Origin of the sequence: Pseudomonas sp. ADAK7 (genome assembly GCF_012935675.1) — a bacterium.
Lineage (GTDB): Bacteria > Pseudomonadota > Gammaproteobacteria > Pseudomonadales > Pseudomonadaceae > Aquipseudomonas.
The window spans coordinates 3,836,369-3,859,173 of sequence record NZ_CP052861.1 but is presented as its reverse complement, the minus strand read 5'-3'; the positions used below and the strand labels follow the sequence as shown (position 1 = coordinate 3,859,173).

General features: G+C 60.6%; 19 protein-coding genes. 14 read left to right on the top strand and 5 right to left on the bottom strand.

Translation table 11 applies throughout. The annotated features are described in order from the left end of the window. Window positions 1-15 precede the first annotated feature (15 nt). From HKK53_RS17810 to HKK53_RS17760, 11 genes are all read left to right on the top strand, one after another. Window positions 16-633, top strand: coding sequence for an NUDIX domain-containing protein (locus tag HKK53_RS17810; RefSeq protein ID WP_169371907.1), 618 nt, complete (start codon window positions 16-18; stop codon window positions 631-633). After that, entirely contained in the window at window positions 624-1,076 is a 453-nt protein-coding gene (locus HKK53_RS17805) for a DUF1249 domain-containing protein (RefSeq protein WP_054053309.1), read from the top strand. Before HKK53_RS17810 ends, HKK53_RS17805 begins: the two co-directional genes overlap by 10 nt. 99 nt (window positions 1,077-1,175) lie before the next feature. Continuing rightward, the gene (cpdA, locus tag HKK53_RS17800) at window positions 1,176-1,991 is read left to right on the top strand and encodes a 3',5'-cyclic-AMP phosphodiesterase (protein WP_169371906.1); all 816 of its coding nucleotides are present in this window, start codon (window positions 1,176-1,178) and stop codon (window positions 1,989-1,991) included. 576 nt (window positions 1,992-2,567) lie between these two features. Beyond that, on the top strand, window positions 2,568-3,176 hold the full coding sequence (locus HKK53_RS17795) for a YqiA/YcfP family alpha/beta fold hydrolase (protein ID WP_169371905.1): 609 nt from the start codon (window positions 2,568-2,570) through the stop codon (window positions 3,174-3,176). A 55-nt stretch (window positions 3,177-3,231) separates the two neighbouring features. Further along, entirely contained in the window at window positions 3,232-5,136 is a 1,905-nt protein-coding gene (gene parE / locus HKK53_RS17790; protein ID WP_169371904.1) for a DNA topoisomerase IV subunit B, read from the top strand. Beyond that, a complete protein-coding gene (locus HKK53_RS17785) occupies window positions 5,136-6,125 on the top strand; it encodes an esterase-like activity of phytase family protein (protein WP_169371903.1) in 990 nt (329 codons plus the stop codon). The genes parE and HKK53_RS17785 overlap by 1 nt, the downstream gene beginning before the upstream one ends. Before the next feature lie 294 nt (window positions 6,126-6,419). After that, the gene (locus HKK53_RS17780; RefSeq protein ID WP_442962293.1) at window positions 6,420-7,415 is read left to right on the top strand and encodes an esterase-like activity of phytase family protein; all 996 of its coding nucleotides are present in this window, start codon (window positions 6,420-6,422) and stop codon (window positions 7,413-7,415) included. A gap of 96 nt (window positions 7,416-7,511) precedes the next feature. Then, the gene (locus tag HKK53_RS17775; protein ID WP_169371901.1) at window positions 7,512-8,507 is read left to right on the top strand and encodes an esterase-like activity of phytase family protein; all 996 of its coding nucleotides are present in this window, start codon (window positions 7,512-7,514) and stop codon (window positions 8,505-8,507) included. Then, window positions 8,504-9,025 carry a retropepsin-like aspartic protease family protein gene (locus HKK53_RS17770; protein WP_169371900.1) on the top strand — a complete coding sequence of 174 codons (522 nt, stop codon included), beginning with the start codon at window positions 8,504-8,506 and terminating at the stop codon, window positions 9,023-9,025. Before HKK53_RS17775 ends, HKK53_RS17770 begins: the two co-directional genes overlap by 4 nt. Before the next feature lie 10 nt (window positions 9,026-9,035). Next, window positions 9,036-11,303, top strand: coding sequence for a DNA topoisomerase IV subunit A (gene parC / locus HKK53_RS17765; protein WP_169371899.1), 2,268 nt, complete (start codon window positions 9,036-9,038; stop codon window positions 11,301-11,303). Between the two features lie 176 nt (window positions 11,304-11,479). Continuing rightward, the gene (locus HKK53_RS17760) at window positions 11,480-12,193 is read left to right on the top strand and encodes a PqiC family protein (RefSeq protein ID WP_169371898.1); all 714 of its coding nucleotides are present in this window, start codon (window positions 11,480-11,482) and stop codon (window positions 12,191-12,193) included. 285 nt (window positions 12,194-12,478) lie between these two features. On the opposite strand, the gene HKK53_RS17755 is transcribed toward HKK53_RS17760, so the two are convergent. Further along, the gene (locus tag HKK53_RS17755; RefSeq protein ID WP_169371897.1) at window positions 12,479-14,005 is read right to left on the bottom strand and encodes an AhpA/YtjB family protein; all 1,527 of its coding nucleotides are present in this window, start codon (window positions 14,003-14,005) and stop codon (window positions 12,479-12,481) included. Window positions 14,006-14,140: 135 nt separating this feature from the next. Here HKK53_RS17755 and serB point away from each other — a divergent pair, with 135 nt between their 5' ends. Further along, window positions 14,141-15,355, top strand: coding sequence for a phosphoserine phosphatase SerB (gene serB, locus HKK53_RS17750; RefSeq protein WP_054053330.1), 1,215 nt, complete (start codon window positions 14,141-14,143; stop codon window positions 15,353-15,355). A gap of 132 nt (window positions 15,356-15,487) precedes the next feature. Here the strand turns inward: serB and HKK53_RS17745 are convergent, their stop codons facing one another. The 4 genes from HKK53_RS17745 to HKK53_RS17730 form a co-directional block, all read right to left on the bottom strand. Continuing rightward, entirely contained in the window at window positions 15,488-17,269 is a 1,782-nt protein-coding gene (locus HKK53_RS17745; protein ID WP_169371896.1) for a molecular chaperone, read from the bottom strand. Between the two features lie 117 nt (window positions 17,270-17,386). Then, window positions 17,387-18,247 (bottom strand): archaetidylserine decarboxylase, encoded by an 861-nt coding sequence (asd, locus tag HKK53_RS17740; RefSeq protein WP_169371895.1) that lies wholly within the window; start codon window positions 18,245-18,247, stop codon window positions 17,387-17,389. An 18-nt stretch (window positions 18,248-18,265) separates the two neighbouring features. Next, window positions 18,266-19,081: a rhodanese-like domain-containing protein gene (locus HKK53_RS17735; protein ID WP_169371894.1), complete on the bottom strand. Its 816-nt coding sequence runs from the start codon at window positions 19,079-19,081 to the stop codon at window positions 18,266-18,268. A gap of 38 nt (window positions 19,082-19,119) precedes the next feature. Continuing rightward, a complete protein-coding gene (locus tag HKK53_RS17730; RefSeq protein WP_169371893.1) occupies window positions 19,120-20,658 on the bottom strand; it encodes an HDOD domain-containing protein in 1,539 nt (512 codons plus the stop codon). 166 nt (window positions 20,659-20,824) lie between these two features. On the opposite strand from HKK53_RS17730, the gene motA reads away from it, so the two are divergent. Together motA and motB are read left to right on the top strand one after the other, a co-directional pair. After that, window positions 20,825-21,676, top strand: a complete 852-nt coding sequence (gene motA / locus HKK53_RS17725) for a flagellar motor stator protein MotA (RefSeq protein WP_169371892.1) — start codon at window positions 20,825-20,827, stop codon at window positions 21,674-21,676. A 3-nt stretch (window positions 21,677-21,679) separates the two neighbouring features. Next, window positions 21,680-22,729 carry a flagellar motor protein MotB gene (gene motB, locus HKK53_RS17720; protein WP_149659267.1) on the top strand — a complete coding sequence of 350 codons (1,050 nt, stop codon included), beginning with the start codon at window positions 21,680-21,682 and terminating at the stop codon, window positions 22,727-22,729. The last annotated feature ends 76 nt before the right edge of the window (window positions 22,730-22,805 follow it).

Genomic DNA, 22,805 nt, shown 5'->3' with positions numbered 1-22,805 from the left:
TAAACGAGGATTGTCATGACTGATTTTGCCAACGCCATTCCAACCACCGTTGAAATCGTTCGACGCGAAAAGTGCTACGAGGGCTTCTACAAACTCGATCGCCTGCATTTGCGCCATGAATTATTCGCCGGCGGCATGAGTCGCGAGATCAATCGTGAAGTGTTCGTGCGCCACGATGCGGTGTGCGTGCTGCCGTACGATCCGCAGCGCGATGAAGTGGTGCTGATCGAGCAGTTTCGGGTCGGCGCCATGGGCAAGACCAGCAACCCGTGGCTGATCGAGCTGGTCGCCGGTCTGATCGATAAAGACGAGGAACCGGAAGAAGTTGCTCACCGCGAAGCGCAGGAGGAAGCTGGGCTTGTGTTCGGGGCGCTGTGGCCGATGACCAAGTATTTTCCATCGCCGGGCGGCAGCAACGAATTCGTGCATTTGTACTTGGGGCGTTGCGAAACAAACGGAGTAGGCGGGCTGCATGGACTGGCAGAAGAAGCGGAAGATATCCGCGTCACGGTCTGGGCGTTCGAAGATGCGCTGCAAGCCGTACGCGACGGACGAATTGCCAACGCGGCCAGCATCATTGCTTTGCAATGGCTTGCTTTGAACCGCGCTGAAGTGAGGGGGTTATGGTCGTAAACAAGCTGCGCGATCGCTATCGGGTGGACCTCGTGGGGCTGCAAGCCTCCTGCGAGGCCAACTACGCGCGCCTGATGCGACTGCTGCCGGACATGCGCAGCGAACCCGAGGCACGGCGCATCGCCGTGACCCAGGGTGATCAGATGCTGGGCGTGCTGGCGCTGGAAGTGCTGCAAGTCAACCCGTACACCACCACCTTGCAAGTGCGCCAGGAACACAGCCTGCCATGGCTGCCGGTGCCGCAACTGGAAGTCCAGGTCTATCACGACGCGTGCATGGCCGAGGTCGTCAGCGCCGAACATGCAAGACGCTTCCGGGGCATCTATCCTTACCCGAATGCCGCGATGCATCAGCCGGATGAAAAGGCCCAGCTCAATCTGTTCCTGGGGGAATGGCTGAGCCACTGTCTGGCGTGCGGACACGAGTACGCCGTCGTGCGATAGATGTGAACTGCGTCCGGTTCACAGGTTTCCTCTTTTAGATTTCCCCCAGCATAATTGCGGCCTCTATCCAACCCCGTGATTCAGCCCTGGGAGAACGCCTTGCCGAGCGTATCCACATTGACCACCGCCGATCCGGCGTTGCTGGTACAGCTGTCCGACAGTCATTTGTTCGCCGAGGCGGATGGCACGTTGCTGGGCATGAACACGCGCGAGAGCCTGCAAAAGGTCATCGAACTGGTCCGCCAGCAACAGCCCCGGATCGACTTGATCATTGCCAGTGGCGACCTGTCCCAGGACGGCACGCTGGAGTCGTATCAGCAGTTTCGCGACCTGACCCGTCAGCTCGATGCCCCGGCACGCTGGATTCCCGGTAATCACGATGAACCCATGATCATGGCCGAGGCGGCGGTGCAGAGCGCACTGCTGGAGCCAGTGGTGGATATTGGCAACTGGCGAGTCACGCTGCTCGATTCCGCCGTGCCGGGCTCGGTGCCAGGGTATTTGCAGGATGAACAGTTGCAGTTGCTGGCCCGTTCATTGAGCGAGGCGCCGGATCGCCATCACCTGGTGTGCTTCCATCATCATCCGGTGTCGATCGGTTGCGCGTGGATGGAGCCGATTGGCTTGCGCAATCCTGAGGGACTGTTTGCGGTACTGGATCGGTTTCCACAGGTGCGTGCGGTGTTGTGGGGGCATGTGCATCAAGAGATCGATCAGGTGCGCGAGGGGGTGCGGTTGATCGCATCGCCTTCGACCTGTATTCAGTTCGAGCCAGGGAGCGAGGATTTCAAGGTCGGGGAACAGGCGCCGGGGTATCGGTGGTTGCGACTTATGCCGGATGGGCAGATTGAAACTGGGGTTGAGCGGGTGACCGGGTTCGACTTTACGGTTGATTACGGTTCCAACGGCTACTGAGCTTTTGACTTTGGTCTTGGTCTTGGTCTTGGCGGCCAAATAGCCGACCAGGTTATTGCTGACTGAGTACATATCCATTTCTGCGGTAACGGCGGCTGACGGTTTCGCTCTTACAGCGAGTCCCTTTTGGCAAACGCCCCAAAAGGAACCAAAAGGTCTCGCCCCGGCGTCCGGCCCCTCGCCTAGGCTCGGCGTTCCTTCGTTCCGGTGTCCATCTGGGGGCATCGCCTCCGGTCGGCTTCGCTTCGACCTCCTCTCGATGTGTGCGGCTTCGCCGCACGGCGCTACGCGCCCACCCCCAGATGAACACCTCCACTCAGCCTCCCGAAGGGGCGGGTAGAGCAAGATCAAAAGCAGGCGAGCTAACGCTCGGCCTAATGAGTGGTGAAGAGCGGGGCGGTGTACATCAATCCTGTAGGAGCGAGGCTTGCCCGCGAAGGCGTCCTGACAGACGACCGATCCCTCCCGGATGCAACGATTCTGTACGTAACCGTGTTCATTTCGATGGATGCTGGCGCCAACATTCCCCGTCTCCCTGTAAACTGCGCCTCTTTACCCGACGCCCAGGGAGTTCTAATGTCCGGTTCGATCCTTTATATCCACGGTTTCAACAGTGCGCCGGCCTCGAAGAAGGCCTGCCAGTTGATCAATGTGATGGAGCGGCTGGGCCTGAGCGATCACTTGCAGGTGCCGGCCTTGCATCACCACCCGCGCGAGGCCATCGGTCAGTTGAACCGGGCGATCGAGGAGCTTGGGCGGCCGCTGCTGGTCGGAAGCTCACTCGGCGGCTACTATGCGACTCACTTGGCCGAGCACCATGGCCTCAAGGCCCTGCTGATCAACCCTGCCGTCAGTCCGCACCGGATGTTTGACGGGTATCTGGGGACGCAGAAAAACCTGTATACCGATGAGGCCTGGGAATTGACCCACGACCATGTGACGGCCCTGGCCGAGCTGGAAGTGCCGGCGCCCCGGGATCCGCAGCGCTATCAGGTGTGGTTGCAGACTGGCGACGAAACGCTGGACTATCGCCTCGCCCAACAGTATTACCGCGCCTGTGCCTTGCGCATCCAGGCCGGTGGCGACCATAGTTTCCAGGGTTTTGCCGGGCAATTGCCGGCCATGTTGAGTTTTGCCGGCATCGGCGCAGATTTGTATCAGGCGATCGATTTCACAGCACTGTGACTCATCGCCCCTATTTTCAACGAGCACTCTTTTTACAGGCGGACGACGAGACCCCATGGCCACTCCCAGCGCTAGCTCTTATAACGCAGACGCCATCGAAGTCCTCTCGGGCCTCGACCCGGTGCGCAAACGCCCCGGCATGTACACCGACACCAGTCGGCCGAACCACCTCGCCCAGGAAGTCATCGACAACAGCGTCGACGAAGCCTTGGCCGGGCATGCGAGCTCGGTGCAGGTCATCCTGCACGCCGATCACTCCCTGGAAGTCAGCGATGACGGCCGTGGCATGCCGGTGGACATTCACCCGGAAGAGGGTGTGTCGGGCGTCGAGCTGATCCTCACCAAGCTCCATGCGGGCGGCAAGTTTTCCAACAAGAACTACCAGTTCTCCGGCGGTTTGCACGGGGTGGGTATTTCCGTGGTCAACGCCTTGTCGAACGAAGTCCGGGTGCGCGTAAAGCGTGACGGCAACGAATACCAGATGACTTTCGCCGACGGTTACAAGAAGACCGAGCTGGAAGTCATTGGCACCGTCGGCAAGCGCAACACCGGCACCAGCGTATTTTTCGCGCCGGACCCGAAGTACTTCGATTCACCGAAATTCTCCATCAGCCGCCTCAAGCACGTGCTCAAGGCCAAGGCCGTTCTGTGCCCGGGGCTGCTGGTCAGTTTTGAAGACAAGGCCACCGGCGAAAAAGTCGAATGGCATTACGAAGACGGCCTGCGCTCCTACCTGGTGGACGCGGTCAACGGCTTCGAACGCCTGCCGGACGAGCCGTTCTGCGGCAGCCTGGCCGGTAATAAGGAAGCAGTGGACTGGGCGCTGCTGTGGTTGCCGGAAGGTGGCGACAGCGTGCAGGAAAGCTACGTCAACCTGATCCCGACGGCCCAGGGCGGCACCCACGTCAACGGGTTGCGTCAGGGCTTGCTCGATGCGATGCGTGAGTTCTGCGAATTCCGCAGCCTGTTGCCGCGCGGCGTGAAGCTGGCGCCGGAAGACGTCTGGGAACGCATTGCCTTCGTCCTGTCGATGAAGATGCAGGAGCCGCAATTCTCCGGCCAGACCAAGGAACGCCTGTCGTCCCGTGAAGCGGCGGCCTTTGTCTCCGGCGTGGTCAAGGACGCGTTCAGCCTGTGGCTTAACGCCAACCCGGAAACCGGCATGCTCCTGGCGGAACTGGCGATCAACAACGCCGGCCGTCGCTTGAAGGCGAGCAAGAAGGTCGAGCGCAAGCGCATCACCGCAGGGCCGGCATTGCCGGGCAAACTCGCCGATTGCGCCGGGCAAGACCCGATGCGTTCCGAGCTATTCCTGGTCGAAGGTGATTCCGCCGGCGGTTCGGCCAAGCAGGCGCGGGACAAAGAGTTTCAAGCAATCCTGCCGTTGCGCGGCAAGATCCTCAACACCTGGGAAGTCGACGGCAGCGAAGTGCTGGCCAGCCAGGAAGTGCACAACATCGCCGTGGCCATCGGCGTCGATCCGGGCTCGGCGGACATCGCTCAGTTGCGTTACGGAAAAATCTGCATCCTCGCCGACGCCGACTCCGACGGTCTGCACATCGCCACCTTGCTTTGCGCATTGTTCGTCCAGCATTTCCGCCCGTTGGTGGATGCCGGTCACGTCTACGTCGCCATGCCGCCGCTGTACCGCATCGACCTGGGCAAAGAGATTTACTACGCCCTCGACGACGCCGAGCGCGACGGCATCCTCGATCGCCTGGTGGCCGAGAAGAAACGCGGCAAGCCGCAGGTCACCCGATTCAAAGGCCTGGGTGAAATGAACCCGCCGCAGCTGCGCGAAACCACCATGGACCCGAACACTCGGCGCCTGGTGCAGCTGACACTGGACGATTTCGAGGCGACCTCGGAAATGATGGACATGCTGCTGGCGAAGAAACGCGCCGGTGATCGCAAGTCGTGGCTGGAGTCCAAGGGCAACCTGGCCGAGGTTCTGGGCTGATGCGCTTTGGCTGTGCCCTGGCGTGTGTGTTGCTGCTGACCTCGTTGACGGTATCTGCCGAACCGGTTCTGGAGCTGCGCGTGGTGTCCGAACATGCCGTCGATGGTATGCGCGGCGGCAATCTGTCGGGGCTGGCCCAGTGCGGCAACGAGCTGTGGACGGTTTCCGATCGCGACGATGATCAAATCTACCGTCTCGATACGACCGCCAGCACCTGGCAAGCCGAAACCGTGCGCATCGATGTGCCGCCCGTGCCTGATACCGGTTTGCCCTGGGGTTTGCGTTCGCGGACCTGGGCGGCGTCTTTCGTGCGGGGCGGAGACCTGGACTTCGAAGGCATCACCTGCGACAGCGCCGGCAATCGTTACATCGTCAGCGAAGGCCATGCGGCCGTTCTGCAAGTGCCGCCAATGGGCCCGGCAAACTGGTTGAAAATCTCGCCCATGATGGTTCGCGAAGCGCGGGCTCGGGGCATGTTGCTGCAATTCAATGCACTGTTTGAAGGCCTGGCGATCAATCCGGCAGGTGATCAGATGTGGCTCGCTGCCGAGCGGCAAAGCCGTGGCTTGTTGCTGATCAAGCGCAAACAGACGGTGTGGGATTGCGACGGTGGTTGTGTGCTGCTGAGCGAGGCGGGCATGGAAATGCAGCCGCCGCAGTTTCGCAATGCCCGGGCGGTTAACCGGGATTTTTCCGACCTGTCATTGTTCAACGGCAAGCTGTTTACCCTTGAGCGCAATGCCTTTCAGATTTGTCGCCGCGACCCGCAGACGGCCAAAGTCGAGCGCTGCTGGTCGTACGCTGCCGAACTGTTGCAGGATAACCGGCGTTACTCGCAGAACTATGGTTTGGAGGAGGCATTGATCATCGACGCCGACGGTGCCTGGATTGGGGTCGACAACAACTTCGGCCCTCGCGCCGATGGTGAGGTCCGCCCGATTGTCTGGCGCTTCGCCGCACCGGAAAATGGCTGGAGCGCCAAGCCCTAGGCGCCCATCATCGCGCCGTCCTGACTGACGTTCGTCAATCTACAAGCAAATCCCGAAACTGCTGCAATACTTGAGTGAGGAAAGACGTGCCCGTTGTTCGGCAATACGCTCAACGTGGCGCCTTGAATGATCTATAGCTTTGCTGCGCTGGCCGGTGGTTGGAGTCCCGAGCCATGAAGTGCAGGCAATGAAGCTCTGAAGCAATGCTGTCGAGACAGTAGTGACGTCGTTGAATTCCGACATGTCGTGCAAGGCTCAGGGAAACTTGAAACGCCGACTGCGGGAGATTCAATGATGAAACTCAACCACTTCGCTGCGGGACTTTTGCTTGTTTGCAATTCACTGGTTTTTGCTGCGGATCCTGAATTGCGCTTGCTCTCAGAGCATCCCGTCAACGGTATGAAAGGTGGCAATCTGTCCGGGCTGGCACAATGCGGCCAGACGTTATGGACGGTATCGGATCGAGACGATAACCAGATCTATCGCCTCGATACCCGCGCCACCGTCTGGCAGGCCGAAACCGTACCGATCACAGTACCTCCCGTCCCCGACGACAGCGGGCGTTCATTGTTCATGAAGATGCGCAGCGCGCTGGCCTCTTTGGTGCGTGGCGCAAGTCTGGACTATGAAGGCATCAGTTGTGACGGCGCCGGGAATCGTTACATCGTCAGTGAAACCTATTCAGCCGTGCTCAAGGTCACGCCGCAAGGCGAGGCGTCCTGGTTGGCCATTCATCCATTGATGGTGAATTCGGCGCGGGCCAAGGGCATGCTGCTGCACGCCAATGCGCTGTTTGAGGGGCTGGCGGTCGATCCGGACGGAGGCTGGATACGCCTTGTCGCCGAGCGCGAGCGGCGCGGGATGGTGGTCATCGGTCGCAGCCCCGACAACGAGTGGATCTGTCCTTTCTACCTCTGTGTCATGTTTAGCGAGGACGGCCTGGAACTCCAGCCACCGCAGTTTCCCAATCCACAGTGGGTTGCCAGGGATTTTTCTGACTTGGCACTGCACCAGCGCAAGCTCTTCACCCTGGATCGCAACGCGTTCAAGATCTGTCGCCACCGTTTGGTGACGGGGACGCTTGAGCGTTGTTGGTCGTTCGCTGCCGAGGCGCTTGTACCTCATCGGCAGTATCCGTCGCGCCATGGAATGGTAGAGGCCTTGCTGGTCGACGAAAAAGGCGCATGGATTGGCGTTGACAACAATTCGGTTACTCGCGCCGATGGCGAATCCCGCCCCATCGTCTGGCGCTTTGCCGCGCCGGAAGGTGGCTGGGATGCCGAGCCATGAGTCAGCCGTAGAACTGCGCGCACATCCACATGACCTCTCAGGGTGTGATGCCGGTTGTTAATGAGGAAAAGAGTCTGCAGCACTGGAGGATCAAGGATGAGTGCCAATGGTTGTTTTGCATTGATATTGCTGCTCTGGGGATCGCTCGCCTTGGCTGCAGACCCTCAATTGCACTTGATCTCCGAGCATCCGGTAAACGGAATGCGAGGAGGCAATTTGTCCGGGTTGGCGTTGTGCGGCCAGACGCTCTGGACAGTGTCGGATCGCGACGATGACCAGATCTACAGACTCGACACCCGAGCCACTGTCTGGCAGGCGCACCCCGTTGTGATCCACGTACCTGCGGTGCCCAACGCCAGCGATCGTCCGTTAAAGATGAAGGTACTCAATGGGTTGGCGACGCTGGTTCACAACGTCAACCTGGACTATGAGGCAATAAGCTGCGATGACTCAGGCAATCGATATGTCCTCAGTGAAACCTATTCCGCCGTGTTGCAGATCACACCGAATGGCGAGGCCTTCTGGCTGCCCATCTTGCGCAATGTCGTGCATGTGGCGCGAACTGCTGGGATGTTGCAGGAAACCAATGCACTATTCGAAGGCTTGGCCGTCGCCCCGAGAGGCAATTGGCTGGTGTTGGCTGCGGAGCGTGAGCGGCGGGGGCTGGTCAGGGTTGAGGCGAGTGTTGATGGGTGGACGTGTCCTGTCGTTAACTGTGTCATCCGGGCTGAAATGGGGCAGGAGATCCAGCCGCCGCAGTTTCCCGATCCGCAGTTGGTAAGCCTTGATTTTTCAGATGTGGCGCTTTTCGGTGACAAACTCTTCACCTTGAATCGCAATGCGTTCAAAATCTGTCGTTTTGCTCTTGCTCCGATCATTCTGCCAGAGCGCTGTTGGTCATTTGCTGCTGATGCATTGACCCCTCCACGCCTGTACCCTTCGATCCATGGTATGGCGGAGGCATTGGTCATCGATAATCAAGGAGCTTGGGTGGGTATCGACAATAACTCTGAGCGTCGCGCCGACGGGGAGAAGCGCCCGGTGGTGTTCCGTTTCGCTTCGCCTTCCGGTGGATGGCTTGCTAAACCATGAGCCAACAGGCGCCGGGCCAGCGCATCGGTCGTGTTTTCATGGTGCTGGCCTGGTGCGCGGCGTTGTTTTTGGCGACGCGGTTTTTCGGGCAGTTGGAACAGCGTCAGCAAAACCCTAATGCGGTGGTCAGTTCACAGCAGGGTGAAGGATTTATCGAAGTGAAACTGGTCGGTAACAACCAGGGGCATTTCGTCGCCAGCGGCCAGATCAACGGCCAGCCGGTAGATTTCATGCTGGATACCGGGGCGACTGATGTGTCGATCCCGCAGGAATTGGCCGAACGGCTGAAACTGGAGAAAGGCTTCGGGGTGACCTTGAGCACGGCCAACGGTCTGAGCCAGGGTTATCGAACCCGCATCGACCGGCTGCAACTGGGCGATATCGTGCTGCGTGATGTTCGCGCGCTGGTCGCGCCAGGGCTGGATGGCAATCAGGTGCTGCTCGGTATGAGCGCACTGAACAAACTTGAATTTACCCAGCGCGGTGGCACCATGCTGCTGCGCCAGACAACGAAATGATGAGGCCTGCATGAGCGACTCCCTTGATCTCAGCCTGGACGGTGTAGAGCGCCGGTCACTGGCTGACTTCACCGAAAATGCCTACCTCAACTACTCCATGTACGTGATCATGGACCGTGCCTTGCCGCATATCGGCGACGGCCTGAAACCGGTACAGCGGCGCATCATCTACGCGATGAGCGAGTTGGGGCTGGACGCCGATTCCAAGCACAAGAAATCGGCGCGTACCGTCGGTGATGTGCTCGGTAAATTCCACCCGCACGGCGATTCGGCGTGCTACGAAGCCATGGTCCTGATGGCCCAGCCGTTCAGCTACCGCTACACGCTGGTGGACGGCCAGGGTAACTGGGGTGCGCCGGATGACCCCAAGTCCTTCGCCGCCATGCGTTACACCGAAGCACGGCTGTCGCGTTATTCCGAAGTGCTGCTCAGCGAGCTGGGCCAGGGCACCGCGGACTGGGGCCCGAACTTCGACGGCACCCTCGACGAACCGCTGGTGTTGCCGGCCCGTTTGCCGAACATCCTGCTCAACGGCACCACCGGCATCGCCGTGGGCATGGCCACCGACGTCCCGCCGCACAACCTGCGCGAAGTCGCGACGGCGTGCGTGCGTTTGCTCGATGAGCCGAAAGCCACGGTCGAACAGCTCTGTGAGCACATCCAGGGCCCGGATTACCCCACCGAAGCGGAAATCATCACGCCCCGCGCCGACCTGCTGAAAATGTACGAAACCGGCAAGGGCTCGGTGCGTATGCGCGCCGTGTACCACATCGAAGACGGCGACATCATCGTCACCGCGCTGCCGCATCAGGTGTCCGGCGCCAAGGTGCTGGAACAGATCGCGGCGATGATGCAGGCCAAACCGTCCAAGGCGCCGCAGATTGCGGACTTGCGCGATGAATCCGACCATGAAAACCCGTGCCGGATCGTGATCATTCCCGGTGCGCGCAAGAACTTCGACCACGATGCGTTGATGACCCACCTGTTTGCCAGCACCGAGCTGGAGTCGAGTTACCGGGTCAACATCAACATCATCGGCCTCGACGGCAAGCCGCAGCTGAAAAACCTGCGGGCGTTGCTGGTCGAGTGGCTGGAGTTCCGGGTGCAGACCGTGCGTCGGCGCCTGCAATTCCGCCTCGACAAGGTCGAGCGTCGCTTGCACCTGTTGGACGGTTTGTTGATTGCCTACCTCAACCTGGATGAAGTGATCCACATCATCCGTACCGAGGAACACCCGAAAGCCGCACTGATCGCGCGTTTCGCCCTGAGCGAAATCCAGGCTGACTACATTCTCGACACCCGTTTGCGTCAGTTGGCGCGACTGGAAGAAATGAAGCTGCGTGCCGAGCAGGATGAATTGCTCAAGGAACAAGCCAAGCTGCAAGCCTTGCTGAGCAGTGAAGCCAAGTTGAAAAAACTGGTACGCACCGAACTGATCAAGGACGCCGAAACCTATGGCGACGACCGTCGGTCGCCAATCGTCGAGCGTGCCGAAGCCAAGGCCCTGACCGAACACGATCTGCTGCCGAATGAAAAAGTAACCGTCGTATTGTCGGAAAAAGGCTGGGTGCGTTCCGCCAAGGGGCATGAAATCGACGCTACCGGCTTGTCGTACAAGGCCGGGGACGGCTTCAAGGCCCTGGCGCCGGGACGTTCCAACCAGTTTGCGGTGTTTATCGACTCCACCGGGCGCAGCTATTCGGTGCCGTCGCACACGTTGCCATCGGCCCGTGGCCAGGGCGAACCGCTGACCGGCCGTCTGACGCCGCCGCCAGGCGCAACGTTTGAATGCGTGCTGATGCCGGAAGACGATTCGCTGTACGTGATCGCCTCCGACGCCGGTTACGGTTTTGTGGTGAAAGGCGAAGACTTCCAGGCCAAGAACAAGGCTGGTAAAGCGTTGCTGAGCTTGCCGAACAACTCGAAGGTCATCCTGCCGCGCCCGGTGGCCGATCGCGAGAACAACTGGCTGGCTTCGGTGACGACCGAAGGTCGCCTGCTGATCTTCAAAATCAGCGACCTGCCACAATTAGGTAAGGGCAAAGGCAACAAGATCATCGGCATCTCCGGTGAGCGTGTGGCCAGTCGCGAAGAATATGTCACGGACATCGCCGTTCTGCCGGAAGGCGCCACCTTGGTGCTACAGGCCGGAAAACGTACCTTGTCACTGAAGGCGGACGACCTCGAACACTACAAAGGTGAGCGTGGTCGTCGTGGTAACAAACTGCCACGTGGCTTCCAGAGGGTAGATGCGCTGCTCGTCGAAAACCTCAATTAAGCGTCCTAGACGGCTCGATCTACGATTTAACGCGTAGATCGACGCTTTGGCGCTGGAGTCGGAACGCATATTCACGGATGATATGGCCTTTCAAGCGCCGGCGTGGCCGAGCGTTCTTCATATTTATTGAGTATTTTCACTGTGGTTAGCCTTGTGGCAGCCACCTGGATGGGACGATGACTGCTCTGCGCCTTCCGTTAATTTTGATGCTCGCTGGCGTTCTTGGCCTGGCGGGTTGCAGCGTTCACCAACCGGTGTCGTTGTATCAGCTGGACAGCGGAAGTCCGGCTCAGCCTGCGCAAAGCGCGGGCATGGCTGTGTTGTTGGGCCCGGTCACGATTGCCGACTACCTGCAACGTGAAACGTTGCTGCAGCGTCAGCCGGATGGCAGCCTCCAGGCTTCGTCCGATGGGCGCTGGGCTGGCAGTCTGTCTTCGGACATCGATCAGTTGCTGCTGCGTCAGGTTGCCGGTCATCTGGACAGCCAACGCGTAGTGCTGGCACCGGCGACATTGGGGTTTACCCCGGATGTTCAGGTCTTGCTGACGATCACTCGCCTGGATTCGGGTGAGTCGCAGCCGGCGATCCTGGATGCGCAATGGCGTTTGATCGACCGTCGTGGCCAGGTTCGCGACAACCGCATCATTCACCTGCAGGAACAGCATGCCGGCGGGACGGCGGCGCAGGTTCAAGCACAAGGTGTGCTGGTGCAGCGTCTGGCCGAGCAATTGTCCGTGGCGCTGAAACCATTGGCCAACCAGCCGCCGATTGCCGAAGCGCCGCGTAAAAAGGAGGCCAAGCCTGTGGCGCCGGCCGCCGAGCAGGACAAGCAGCCGAAGATCCCGATGGCCTCGCCGATTCGCACCGATATGGAAGTGTTCAGGTTCTAAAGCCTGGATTCATTCAAGACAAGGCCCGCAGAGATGCGGGCTTTGTTGTTTCTGGCAGATCGTTCCCACGCTCTGCGTGGGAATGCAGCCCGTGACGCTCCGCGTCACCTCGGTGCCAGGCGTTCGAATGAGGTGCAGCTGGAACGCGGAGCGTCCCTGGAGGCATTCCCACGCAGAGCGTGGGAACGATCGGTAGGAGCAAGGCTTGCCCGCGATGGCGTCAGAAAGGGCAACAAAAAGCCCGCAGACAATCACTCGTCTGCGGGCTTTTTCACAACAGGGCGATTACGCCCGACGCTCATGCATCCGCGCCAGTTGCCGCTCCAGCATCGACGGATAAGGCTCCATCAGCCGCTCGACACAGCAAGCACCCTCAGGGCTGGCGATCGGCCGGATCCGCGCACGTTGGCGGATCAGGGCGTCGTCGCCGATCTTGCGCTCCACCAGCAGCAGGTTGCGGCTGTGTTGCGACAGGGCCAGGGCGTCCTGGGCCGACTCGGTCAGCAGCAGGTCGATCTGGCTCAGGCCGAACAACTCGTCGCCCAGGGTCAGGCCCAGCTGCAATTGCAGGGTGATGCCGCTGTCCGCGACTTCAATCTGCAACTGATGACCCAGGGCGCGCAACAACTCACCGCAGCAGATGGCATTGGTCAGGTAGTCGTCGCCGCTGTCTTCGGTGTGGAACAGCATCAGCGTGCTGCCGTCGTTCAGGGTGTGCAGTTCGCTCTGATACAGCGAAGCGGCCTGGTCGAGGCAGTCGCGGTAGCGCTTGAGCAGTTCCTCAAGGCGCGTGCGCGGCAGTCGACGCAGTTGATCCTGAGCGCCCAATTGCACGGCCAGCACCGCGCTGTGCTGTGGCACGTTCGAGATCACGGGTTTAGCCACTGGTTTCGGCGCGCTGTCTGCCGACTCATCGCGCAGGTCGGCAAACGCATCATCGTCGTCATCGTCTTCGACGGTGCTGACACTGCGCTTTGGCGCAGGCTTGAGGCCGGCCACAGGCTTGGTCTCGTCGAAGCTCGGATCGCGCAGGTTACGCACTTCGAAGGCTGGATCCGACTCTTCGTCATAATCGACGTCGTCGAATTCAGGCTCCGGCACGGGTTCCGGCTCAGCCGGTTCCGGGGCGAAATCGGCGTGCAGCTGGCGGGCCAGATCGCCGATTTCATCCTGACGCTCGGTGGCCGGGGTGTATTCGTCGGTATTGCGCAGCCACACCCGCAATTGCATCAGCGGCGTGGAAATGTGCCGACCCAGGCGCAGGCTCAAGGCCAGGGACAGGGCCAGCAAAATCGCACTCAGGATGCCCATGCTTTGCAGGCTGATGGTCATCGGCTGTTGGAACTGATCCATGTCCAGGCTGATGCGCAGTTGCCCGGCAGTCACGTCCTGGAAGGTGATCTTGCTCTCATACATGCCTTCGGCTTCACCCAACAGGCTGTGCTTGGGGCGCTGGCCAGACTCGGCGAGGATGCGGTTATCCACGCTATAGATGGCGGCGTGAGCCACCAGCTTGTTCTTGGTCAGGTTGTTGAGCAGCACGTTGAGGCTGAGGATGTCGTTGGACACCAACAGCTCGGTGGCCGAGGTGGCGGTCTGCGTGGTCAGGCTTTCGCCCAGCGCATCGGCCTGCTCGTGCATGGCCTGCTTGAACTGCAAACCCATCACACAGGCATAGATCACCAGGGCCAGAGCGACCAGGATCACGTTATGGCTGGCAATGCGCAATGCAATCGGTACACGGCGGTGGCGCAGTGCCCGGAAGATCAGCAGGAAGAAGTTATCGGTTTTTACTGGCGTGGGCCGGTTCACTTGAGCTCGGCTCTTTTGTCCGTGAAGTTGACGCGCAGTATAGCGACAGGCCCTAGACCGGCAAAGCGCTGACGGTGCCCGATGGTCACTGAAAGTGGGTAGAATGCGGTTTTTTTCCACCTGCGGGGGTGCGCCTTGCGCGAAATCGTCCTGATAAACATCACGGGAGTCGACCGACCGGGTCTGACTGCGGCCATTACCGGCGTTCTGGCCCAGGGTGGTGTGAACATTCTCGACATTGGTCAGGCGGTGATCCACGACACTCTGTCGTTTGGCATCCTGGTTGAGATTCCTGACACCGAGCAAGGCAAGTCAGTGCTCAAGGACATCCTGTTCAAGGGCTATGAGCTCGACCAGCAGGTGCGTTTCACCCCGGTGTCCGAAGAGGATTACCAGCAGTGGGTCGGCAATCAGGGCAAAAAACGCCACATCGTCACCCTGTTGACCCGCAAAGTGACCGCCGGACAATTGCAGGCCGTGAGCTCGATCACTGCCAAATATGGCCTGAACATCGACCATATCGATCGTCTGTCCGGACGCATGCCGCTGGACACCCCGGCTGACAAGGGCAAGGGCTGCATCGAGTTCTCCGTGCGTGGCGAAGCGGCCGATCCGCAGGCCCTGCGTGCCGAATTCCTCAGCGTCGCCCAGGAACTGAATGTCGACATCGCTTTCCAGGAAGATTCGCTGTTCCGCCGCAACCGTCGCCTGGCGGTGTTTGACATGGACTCGACCCTGATCGAAGCCGAAGTCATCGACGAACTGGCCAAGGCGGCGGGCGTGGGCGATCAGGTGTCGGAAATCACCGAACGGGCCATGGCCGGCGAACTGGACTTCCGCGCCAGCTTCAAGGAACGCCTGGCGTTGCTCAAAGGCCTGGACGTCAGCGTGCTGGACTCCATCGGCGCCTCGCTGCGCCTGACCGAGGGCGCCGAAACCCTGTTCGCCGAACTCAAGCGCCTGGGCTACAAGACCGCGATCCTGTCCGGCGGCTTCACCTACTTTGCCAAGCAATTGCAGGCCAAGTTGGGCATCGACTACGTGTTCGCCAACGAACTGGAAGTGGTGGACGGCAAGGTCACGGGCGTGGCAGTCGAGCCGATTGTCGATGCCCAGCGCAAGGCCGATCTGCTGAAAGAGCTGGCGCACAAGGAAGGTTTGCGTCTGGAACAGACCATCGCGGTCGGCGACGGCGCGAACGACCTGCCGATGCTGGCGATTGCCGGGCTGGGCGTGGCGTTTCGGGCCAAGCCGTTGGTCAAGCAGTCGGCGAAGCAGGCGATTTCCACCCTTGGGTTGGATGGGGTGTTGTATTTGTTGGGTTTCAGGGATCGTGATGGGCAGCTCTGAGTTCTTGGTTGCCTGAGCGGGCCTCTGTGGCGAGGGAGCTTGCTCCCGCTGGACTGCGCAGCAGTCCCTTTTTTGGAGGCCGCTGCGCGGCCTGACGGGAGCAAGCTCCCTCGCCACAAGTTGTCAGTGCTCTTAAAGCGACTTCCACAACGAATCAAAATCCTCTTCGGCCCCGACCACGCCGCTCCCTGGGTTGTTTTCGGTTTTGCTCGCTTCCAGCGAGCGATAAGCAAACTGGTTGAAACTGTTGGTGCTCGACACCCGTCGATCCAGCCCGGCGCGGCGCTCCTGGCCGTTGGTGTTGATCAGCACCTTGTTGCCTTCCTGGAACGGTAAACGCGGAGCCAGCAAGGTGGCCGGCAGGTCAATCGCGCTGATGGCCGGCAGCAACAAGCCGCGCAGGTACTGACTGTGATCGTCCCGGGTGCGCACCAGTTGCAAACCGCACGGCTCGGCATACGGCGCAACTTGCTCGATCCCCATCTGCGTACCACCGCCCCGCACCTGGCGAATCCAGCGCACAACCGCAATGCTCCAGCCCTGGCCGGCAGCATCTTCGATACCGACCATTTCGCCGGCCTGCAACTCGGCGGGCACCGCGCCAGGCCATGCCAGGCAATAACCGCCAGGGCTGTGATTGACCACCGGCAGGGCGTACGTCGGGAAATGCTGATTCCGGTCGGCGGCTTCGTGGCTGTCGTCGTTGTGCAGTGTTGGGTATTCGATTTCTTCGTAAGGCAGCAGGGTGTCGCTGTTGCCATGGGGCGCGGCGTCGAAGGCGTGGCTCCAGTTGTCCTTGCCGCCTGCCGGTGCCGTCGCCGCAAACTGTGCCAGTCGCCCGGCGGGGTTTTTCAGGATGTCGCTGAACGAGCGTTGCCCGCCCAGGTAAAAGTGCAACGCGCTCATGCCCACACAAAGGGTCAAGGTGCCGTTGCCAACGGTGCGCTGGAAACTGCGCTCGGCGGCCTGGCCCCACGCGGCGTGCAAGTGTTGCAAGGTATCGAGGTTGAGCCCGGTGGGTACGGGCAACGTGTTGTCGGTGGGATTGAGTAGCCGGGCCTCGATGGCTTTGACCAGCGGCTGTGGATCGATCCCCAGCAAGCTCTCTTGTTGCTCGGCGCGGAACTTGGACCGATAGCGCGGCCCGATATCGAGCTCCGGCGCCACTGCAAACAGCTCATTGCCGGGTTTGCCGGGGTGCAGCTTGATCCATTTGCTCCAGGGTTCGAGCACTTCGGCGAGGCGGGCGATCTGGTTCTGGCGCAGTTGATTGCAGCGCGAGGCGCCCAGCAGCAGGGCGGCGACGTAGGTGTGCTCGATGCTCAGGTCGGGCGTCTCACTGGCCAGTTCATCGCGCACGCTGATGTTTTGCAGCCGATGCTCGCAGCCGATTCGATACAACTGATGCAGCTCCAACCACACCCCTTCCGGCACCGGGCAATAGAGCTGGGTAGCACGGATCAGCGGGCCGTTCAGGCAGTGGATCGCCCGTTGCAACGCCTGGGTCAGCAGCGGAGCGCGGTCCTTGCTGAAACGTGGGGCGATGCGCAGCACAATTTGTTTGTAGCCGATCGCCAAATGGCTTTGCAGCGCCTGACACAGGTTGGCGATTTTGCGCGAACGCTCGTCGAGGACAATCGCCTGATGCAGGAAATGCCGCTCCAGGTGTTTGCAGACGTAATACACCTCGGGCCGCAGCAGTTCGAGCAATTGCAGGCGATTGTCGCTGGGGGTCAGCAGTTGGTTGAGTTCGCTCAAGCCTTGGTACAACTGGCGAGCGGTTTCGCCGATGTTGGCTTTGGGCAGGTTGGCGATCCAGCGCTTGAGGTCGCGCGGGGTGGCTTCGCAGAACGACAGGCGCAAAGCGGCGGGGACCGGTGCGCGCAGCAACAGGGGAGGATTGGTCTCATTCATGCCGTGGAAAAACTCCGACCGGGAAATGGGCAGTGAATGACCTGACTGTAGCAGCTCCTACAAGGAAGGGTGTGACGCAGGATGCACCGAACCCCGCGTGGGGTTCGGCTCAGTACATCAAGCGTTCGGCAAACCCAGCGCCTGGCCCATCTGCACCGGAGACAGAGCACCCAACCCTTCAACCCACTTAACCTGATCCGGCCCGAACAGCACGACAGCCGTGGAGCCCAGTTTGAAGCGACCCAGTTCCGCGCCTTTCTCCAGATGAATCGGCGCACGCGCAGCTTCGTCGTAGCGGAAGGTTTTCAGCTCGCGTTTCGGCGGCGTGACCAGCCCGGCCCACACGGTTTCAATCGACGCCACGATCATCGCGCCCACCAGCACCACGGCCATCGGCCCGCGCTCGGTGTCGAAAATGCACGCCACACGCTCGTTGCGGGCGAACAGTTCCGGGACGTTTTCGGCGGTGGTCTGGTTGACCGAGAAGATGCGGCCCGGGATGTAGACCATCTCACGCAGGGTGCCGGCCAGCGGCATGTGCACGCGGTGGTAGTCCTTCGGCGACAGGTAGATAGTCGCGAAGTCACCGCCCATGAACGGCGCAGCATTCGCGGTATCGCCACCGAGCAATTCCAGCACGCTGAAGCTGTGGCCCTTGGCCTGGAACACGCGACCGTGTTCGATCGGGCCGAGTTGGCTGACCGCACCGTCGGCCGGGCTGAGGATCGCGCCCGGGGTGTCGTCCAGCGGACGCGCGCCGTCTTTCAAGGCACGGGTGAAGAATGCGTTGAAGTGCTCGTAGGCGGTCAGGTCTTCGACCAGTGCCTGGGACATGTCCACTTGATAACGCTTGGCGAACCACGCGGTGAAGGCGTTCTTGAACCAGCGCACGCGGCATTCGGCGATGCAGCCGGCCAGTCGCGAGAGCAAGTGATGGGGCAGCAGGTATTGGCTGAGGATAAACAGACGCTTATTCATTAACTGTCCTTAAAAACCTTAAATCTCTACGGGGGTGTCGGGATGGTTGCCCCATTCGCCCCAGGAGCCGGCGTAGCCTTTGACCCGCGGATAACCGAGGGACTTGGCCACAAGATAAGTGAAGCCAGAACGGTGGTGAGTCTGGCAGTGAGTGATGATTTCTTTGTCTTTGGTGATGCCGAGTTGTTCAAGGATCTTCGGCATGTCGGTGCGGATGCGCAGGTTCCGCGACTGATCCATGCCGGCGGTCCATTCGAAATTCACCGCGCCGGGGATGTGTCCGGCCTTGGCCGCCAGGACTTTCTCGCCGGAGTACTCCAGCGGCCCACGGGCGTCCCAGATCGCCAGGTCGGCAGCGCCTAGACGGCTTTGCAGGTACTCGCGGGTGGCGGTGGGTTCGTCGTGCAACGTCAGTGAAACCGGGCCGCCAACCGGGGCCGGGATCTGGATCGACATCGGCAAGCCTTCCGCCAGCCATGCTGGCAGGCCGCCGTCGACATAGTGGTATTTGCTATGGCCGATGACATCCAGCAACCAGATAAACCGGCCAGCCCAGCCGCCACCTTCGTCGTCATAGACCACGTAGACCGCATCGGGGTTGTGGCCCAGTTCGCCGAACAATGTTTCAAGGGCCGCTTGGGTCGGCAGCAAGCCTGGCGCCGGCGCCTGGCCGAGTTGCGTACGTTTCGGGTCGACAAAACGCGCGCCGGGCAGATGCCCTTCGGTGTAGCGGGCGCTGCTGGTCAGGTCGACCAGAATCAGATCGCGGGCGTCGAGACGCGGGAGCAAGTCGCTCGGCTCGATCACCAGCGGCAAGCCAGAGAAGTCAGACATGTGAGGTCTCCAGAGCACAAAGGGAGGGATTGTAGAGCCTATTGGCCACGGGTGCTAAAGCTATGCAGGGCCTTTTCGATGCACTGCGCGGTTTTGCCGAAGGCTTGCACGGTGATTTCCGAGAACGGCCCGCCGCCCTGGTCCGCCACCACAATCATGATCACCCGGCCATTATTGACCAGTGAGCGCAGCAGCAAGTGTTCGCCGCTGAACTGCGAACGCAGGCTGGCGGGCAGCAGGGCCGAGAACTGGGCGTTGTTGGCTGGCGTCAGGCGCACCTGGGCCTGTTGCGAGAGCAGGCGTTGCAACACGCTGCTCTGGCTGACCAGGAAATTCAGGTCGGCGGCTTCTTTCGCCAGCCCTGCGGTCTGGTGCACCCGCAGATTGGCGTGGGTGCGGTCGGCCATCAGGATCATCACCCGACGCATGCCGCAGGCGACCAGCGCATCCCGGGCCGAGGTGGTCAGGTGCATCGCGTTGGTAAAGCGGCTCGGCTCCACCAGCAGCTCGGCGCATTGTTTGCGCCAGTTTGTCAGGTCTTCGGTGGTCGGCGCCGGGGCCGGCAGCAAACCGGCGTGCACACGGTTCATGCCCCACGGCCACAGCAGTGACACCGCTGGGTGCCAGAGGTCGGGCATCGCATGCTGGCGGGCGCTGTTGGCGGCCTGTTGGTGCAACTGTTGTTGCACTTCATCCATCGATATTTGCAGGTAAAGGCTGGTCAGGTACTGCCAGCGTTGACTGTGCGGGCAGTCCCAGGCCTGTTGTGCCGACAGCGCCAGGCCGTTGGCCAGCAGCACGGTGTTGGCTGGCTGATTGAGCCAGCGACGCAGGGTCGGATCGTCGTCGAGACGATTTTGCTGGCGCAGCGGATGCTCGCTGTCCCGGGCAATGCGCAGCACTTTCACCAGTTCCCGTTGTTCGTTGAGCAGCAGGCGATAGCCCTGTTGCACCCAGATCGGCAACCGCCAGATGTCCACCAACGCCAGGCAGATTTCCAGCAGGCGCACGCCGAACAACTGCTTTTCGACTTTGCGCGCCGACTCGCCTTTATGGATGACCCGCAGCTCCCACTCTTCGAGCAAGTGCGGATGCGTCAGCGCCATCGGCCACAGCGGCGAGAGAAACAGCAGGCTGCCCCAATGGATGTCCTGCCACAGGCGCGCGAGGCGATTGGCGAAAAAACCGTTGGCCTGTTGCGTCGCGTGCTGGCTGATCAGTTGCAGCTGGCGCAGGGCTTTCGGAATCCCGGACTGCGGCTCGGCCGGCAGGCGATCGAGCAGTTCTTCGGTGCGTTTCAAGCCGAGACGATTGAGCGCCACATCGAGGTTTTCTGCCGGCTCCGTCATGCTGCCGTGGGTGTGGCGGTTGGCTTCGCGAATGACGCTCAAGGCCAGGGCCGGACTTTCCTGCATTAATTCGGCAATGTCGCGCAGCGAGCTGCGGTTATTGCGAATGGCTTTGCAGACCCGGTCGTGACTCTCTTGCGGAACCGGCAGGCGCACGCCATCGAGCAGCTTGACCCAGCCTTCGAGATTGATCGGTTTTGGAGTTGGAACGTTCGTTTCGTTAGCCATGGCTGGACGGGATCATCATTGGCTGTAAACACGCCCGGCGCGGGCTAAATTGGCTTTTCGCCTGAACTGGCTATAGTCTGGCGCAGTTTTGCCGATAAGTAGAAGAAGAGATTTTTTAACTTCCGAATATGACCTTGAACCCGACTCAGTAAGTGCTCTCCTACCTATGGCTAAATTAATCGGCATCATCGTCGTATTCGCGAGCGTGCTCGGCGGATACGTGCTTTCCCATGGCAAAATTGCCGCCCTGATTCAGCCTTTCGAGGTGATGATCATCGGGGGTGCGGCCCTGGGTGCATTCCTGCAGGCCAACCCCGGTTACATGACCATGCACGTGCTCAAGAAATCCTTGAGCATGTTCAGTTCGCGCTTCAACCACACCTTCTATCTTGAAGTGCTGGGCCTGATCTACGAGATCCTCAACAAGAGCCGCCGCGAAGGCATGATGGCCATCGAAGGCGACATCGAAGATGCCGCTGCGAGCCCGATCTTCGCCAAGTACCCGACAGTCTTGAAAGACGAACGCATGACCGCGTTCATCTGCGATTACCTGCGTATCATGTCCTCCGGCAACATGGCGCCCCATGAACTCGAAGGCCTGTTCGACATGGAACTCTACAGCCTCAAGGAAGACCTGGAACACCCTTCCCACGCGGTGAACGGCATCGCCGACGCCATGCCGGGTTTCGGTATCGTGGCGGCGGTACTCGGTATTGTGGTGACCATGGCTTCCTTGGGTGAAGGCGACCAGAAATCCATCGGCCTGCACGTCGGTGCGGCCCTGGTCGGTACCTTCTTCGGTATTCTCGCGGCGTACGGTTTCTTTGGTCCGTTGGCCCATTCCCTGGCCCACGATGCCAAGGAAGAACTGAATGTATACGAAGCCATCAAGGCTTCGCTGGTGGCTTCGGCTTCCGGCATGCCGCCTTCGTTGGCGGTGGAGTTCGGGCGCAAGGTTCTGTACCCGGCGCACCGTCCAAGCTTTGCCGAGCTGGAACAAGCCGTTCGCGGTCGTTAAGCCATGGAAAATAATCAGCCGATAATCATCAAGCGCGTCAAGCGCATCGCCGGCGGGCATCACGGGGGCGCCTGGAAAATCGCCTTCGCTGACTTCGCCACGGCGATGATGGCGTTCTTCCTGGTGTTGTGGCTGCTGTCCACCGCCACACCGGAACAGAAGATCGCCATCGCCGGTTACTTCAAGGACCCGGTCGGCTTCTCCGAAAGCGGCACGCCCTACATCATCGACTTGGGCGGCACGCCGACCCTGGCGCCGGAGAACACCCTCAACCCCGAGGTGAAGTCCCAGCCGCAGCCAGACAAGGTCACGGTCGATACCGATCAGGTCGAAGGCATGGCCGAACAGGTCGAGAAAGAACGCCTGGAACTGCTGCTGCAAGAACTGCAGAACAAGGTCGAAGAGAACCCGCAGTTGCAGAAGTTCAAGGACCAGATCCTGTTCGAGATCACGCCGAACGGCTTGCGCATCCAGATCATGGACGCGGACAACCGGCCGATGTTTGACTCGGGCTCGGCGCGTCTGAAACCGTACTTCGAAGACATCCTGCTGGCCATGGCTGACACCATTAAAGCGGTGCCGAACAAGATCAGCATCAGCGGCCACACCGACGCCAAGCCGTACACCGGCACTGGCGATTTCGGTAACTGGGAATTGTCGGCCAACCGCGCCAACGCGGCTCGTCGTGCATTGGTTGCCGGCAGCTACCCGGAATCGCAAGTCGCGCGGGTGGTGGGTTATGCCTCGTCGGCGTTGTTCGACCGGGAACACCCGTTCAACCCGGTCAACCGTCGTATCGACATTGTTGTGCTGACCAAGAAGGCCCAGGCGGCCATCGAAGGGGCGCAAGGGGCTGATCCAACGACGACGCCGGGGCAGGGCGCGCCGGGTGAAGCGCCAAACGCGCCTGCCACACCGGTTGATCCGAATGCTCTGCCAGCCGACAAGCAACCGGTGCCGGCCCATGAGCTTCGCGAGCGTCTGAATCTGTTCGAAGACGCGGCGCCGAAACCGGGTGATCCGGCCAAGCCGGCTGAGCCGCCCAAGCAGTAACCCGCAAAAAGCCACGATCATCGTGGCTTTTTTGTGTCTGGCTGCGTCACCACTGCACGTTTTTTTAGAATCAGGG

Coding starts and splice junctions, on each gene's coding strand:
- HKK53_RS17810 (WP_169371907.1), top strand. CDS start 16: ATGACTGATTTTGCCAACGCCATTCCAACCACCGTTGAAATCGTTCGA.
- HKK53_RS17805 (WP_054053309.1), top strand. CDS start 624: ATGGTCGTAAACAAGCTGCGCGATCGCTATCGGGTGGACCTCGTGGGG.
- HKK53_RS17795 (WP_169371905.1), top strand. CDS start 2,568: ATGTCCGGTTCGATCCTTTATATCCACGGTTTCAACAGTGCGCCGGCC.
- parE (WP_169371904.1), top strand. CDS start 3,232: ATGGCCACTCCCAGCGCTAGCTCTTATAACGCAGACGCCATCGAAGTC.
- HKK53_RS17785 (WP_169371903.1), top strand. CDS start 5,136: ATGCGCTTTGGCTGTGCCCTGGCGTGTGTGTTGCTGCTGACCTCGTTG.
- HKK53_RS17780 (WP_442962293.1), top strand. CDS start 6,420: ATGAAACTCAACCACTTCGCTGCGGGACTTTTGCTTGTTTGCAATTCA.
- HKK53_RS17775 (WP_169371901.1), top strand. CDS start 7,512: ATGAGTGCCAATGGTTGTTTTGCATTGATATTGCTGCTCTGGGGATCG.
- HKK53_RS17770 (WP_169371900.1), top strand. CDS start 8,504: ATGAGCCAACAGGCGCCGGGCCAGCGCATCGGTCGTGTTTTCATGGTG.
- parC (WP_169371899.1), top strand. CDS start 9,036: ATGAGCGACTCCCTTGATCTCAGCCTGGACGGTGTAGAGCGCCGGTCA.
- HKK53_RS17760 (WP_169371898.1), top strand. CDS start 11,480: ATGACTGCTCTGCGCCTTCCGTTAATTTTGATGCTCGCTGGCGTTCTT.
- HKK53_RS17745 (WP_169371896.1), bottom strand. CDS start 17,269: ATGAATGAGACCAATCCTCCCCTGTTGCTGCGCGCACCGGTCCCCGCC.
- asd (WP_169371895.1), bottom strand. CDS start 18,247: ATGAATAAGCGTCTGTTTATCCTCAGCCAATACCTGCTGCCCCATCAC.
- HKK53_RS17735 (WP_169371894.1), bottom strand. CDS start 19,081: ATGTCTGACTTCTCTGGCTTGCCGCTGGTGATCGAGCCGAGCGACTTG.
- HKK53_RS17730 (WP_169371893.1), bottom strand. CDS start 20,658: ATGGCTAACGAAACGAACGTTCCAACTCCAAAACCGATCAATCTCGAA.
- motA (WP_169371892.1), top strand. CDS start 20,825: ATGGCTAAATTAATCGGCATCATCGTCGTATTCGCGAGCGTGCTCGGC.
- motB (WP_149659267.1), top strand. CDS start 21,680: ATGGAAAATAATCAGCCGATAATCATCAAGCGCGTCAAGCGCATCGCC.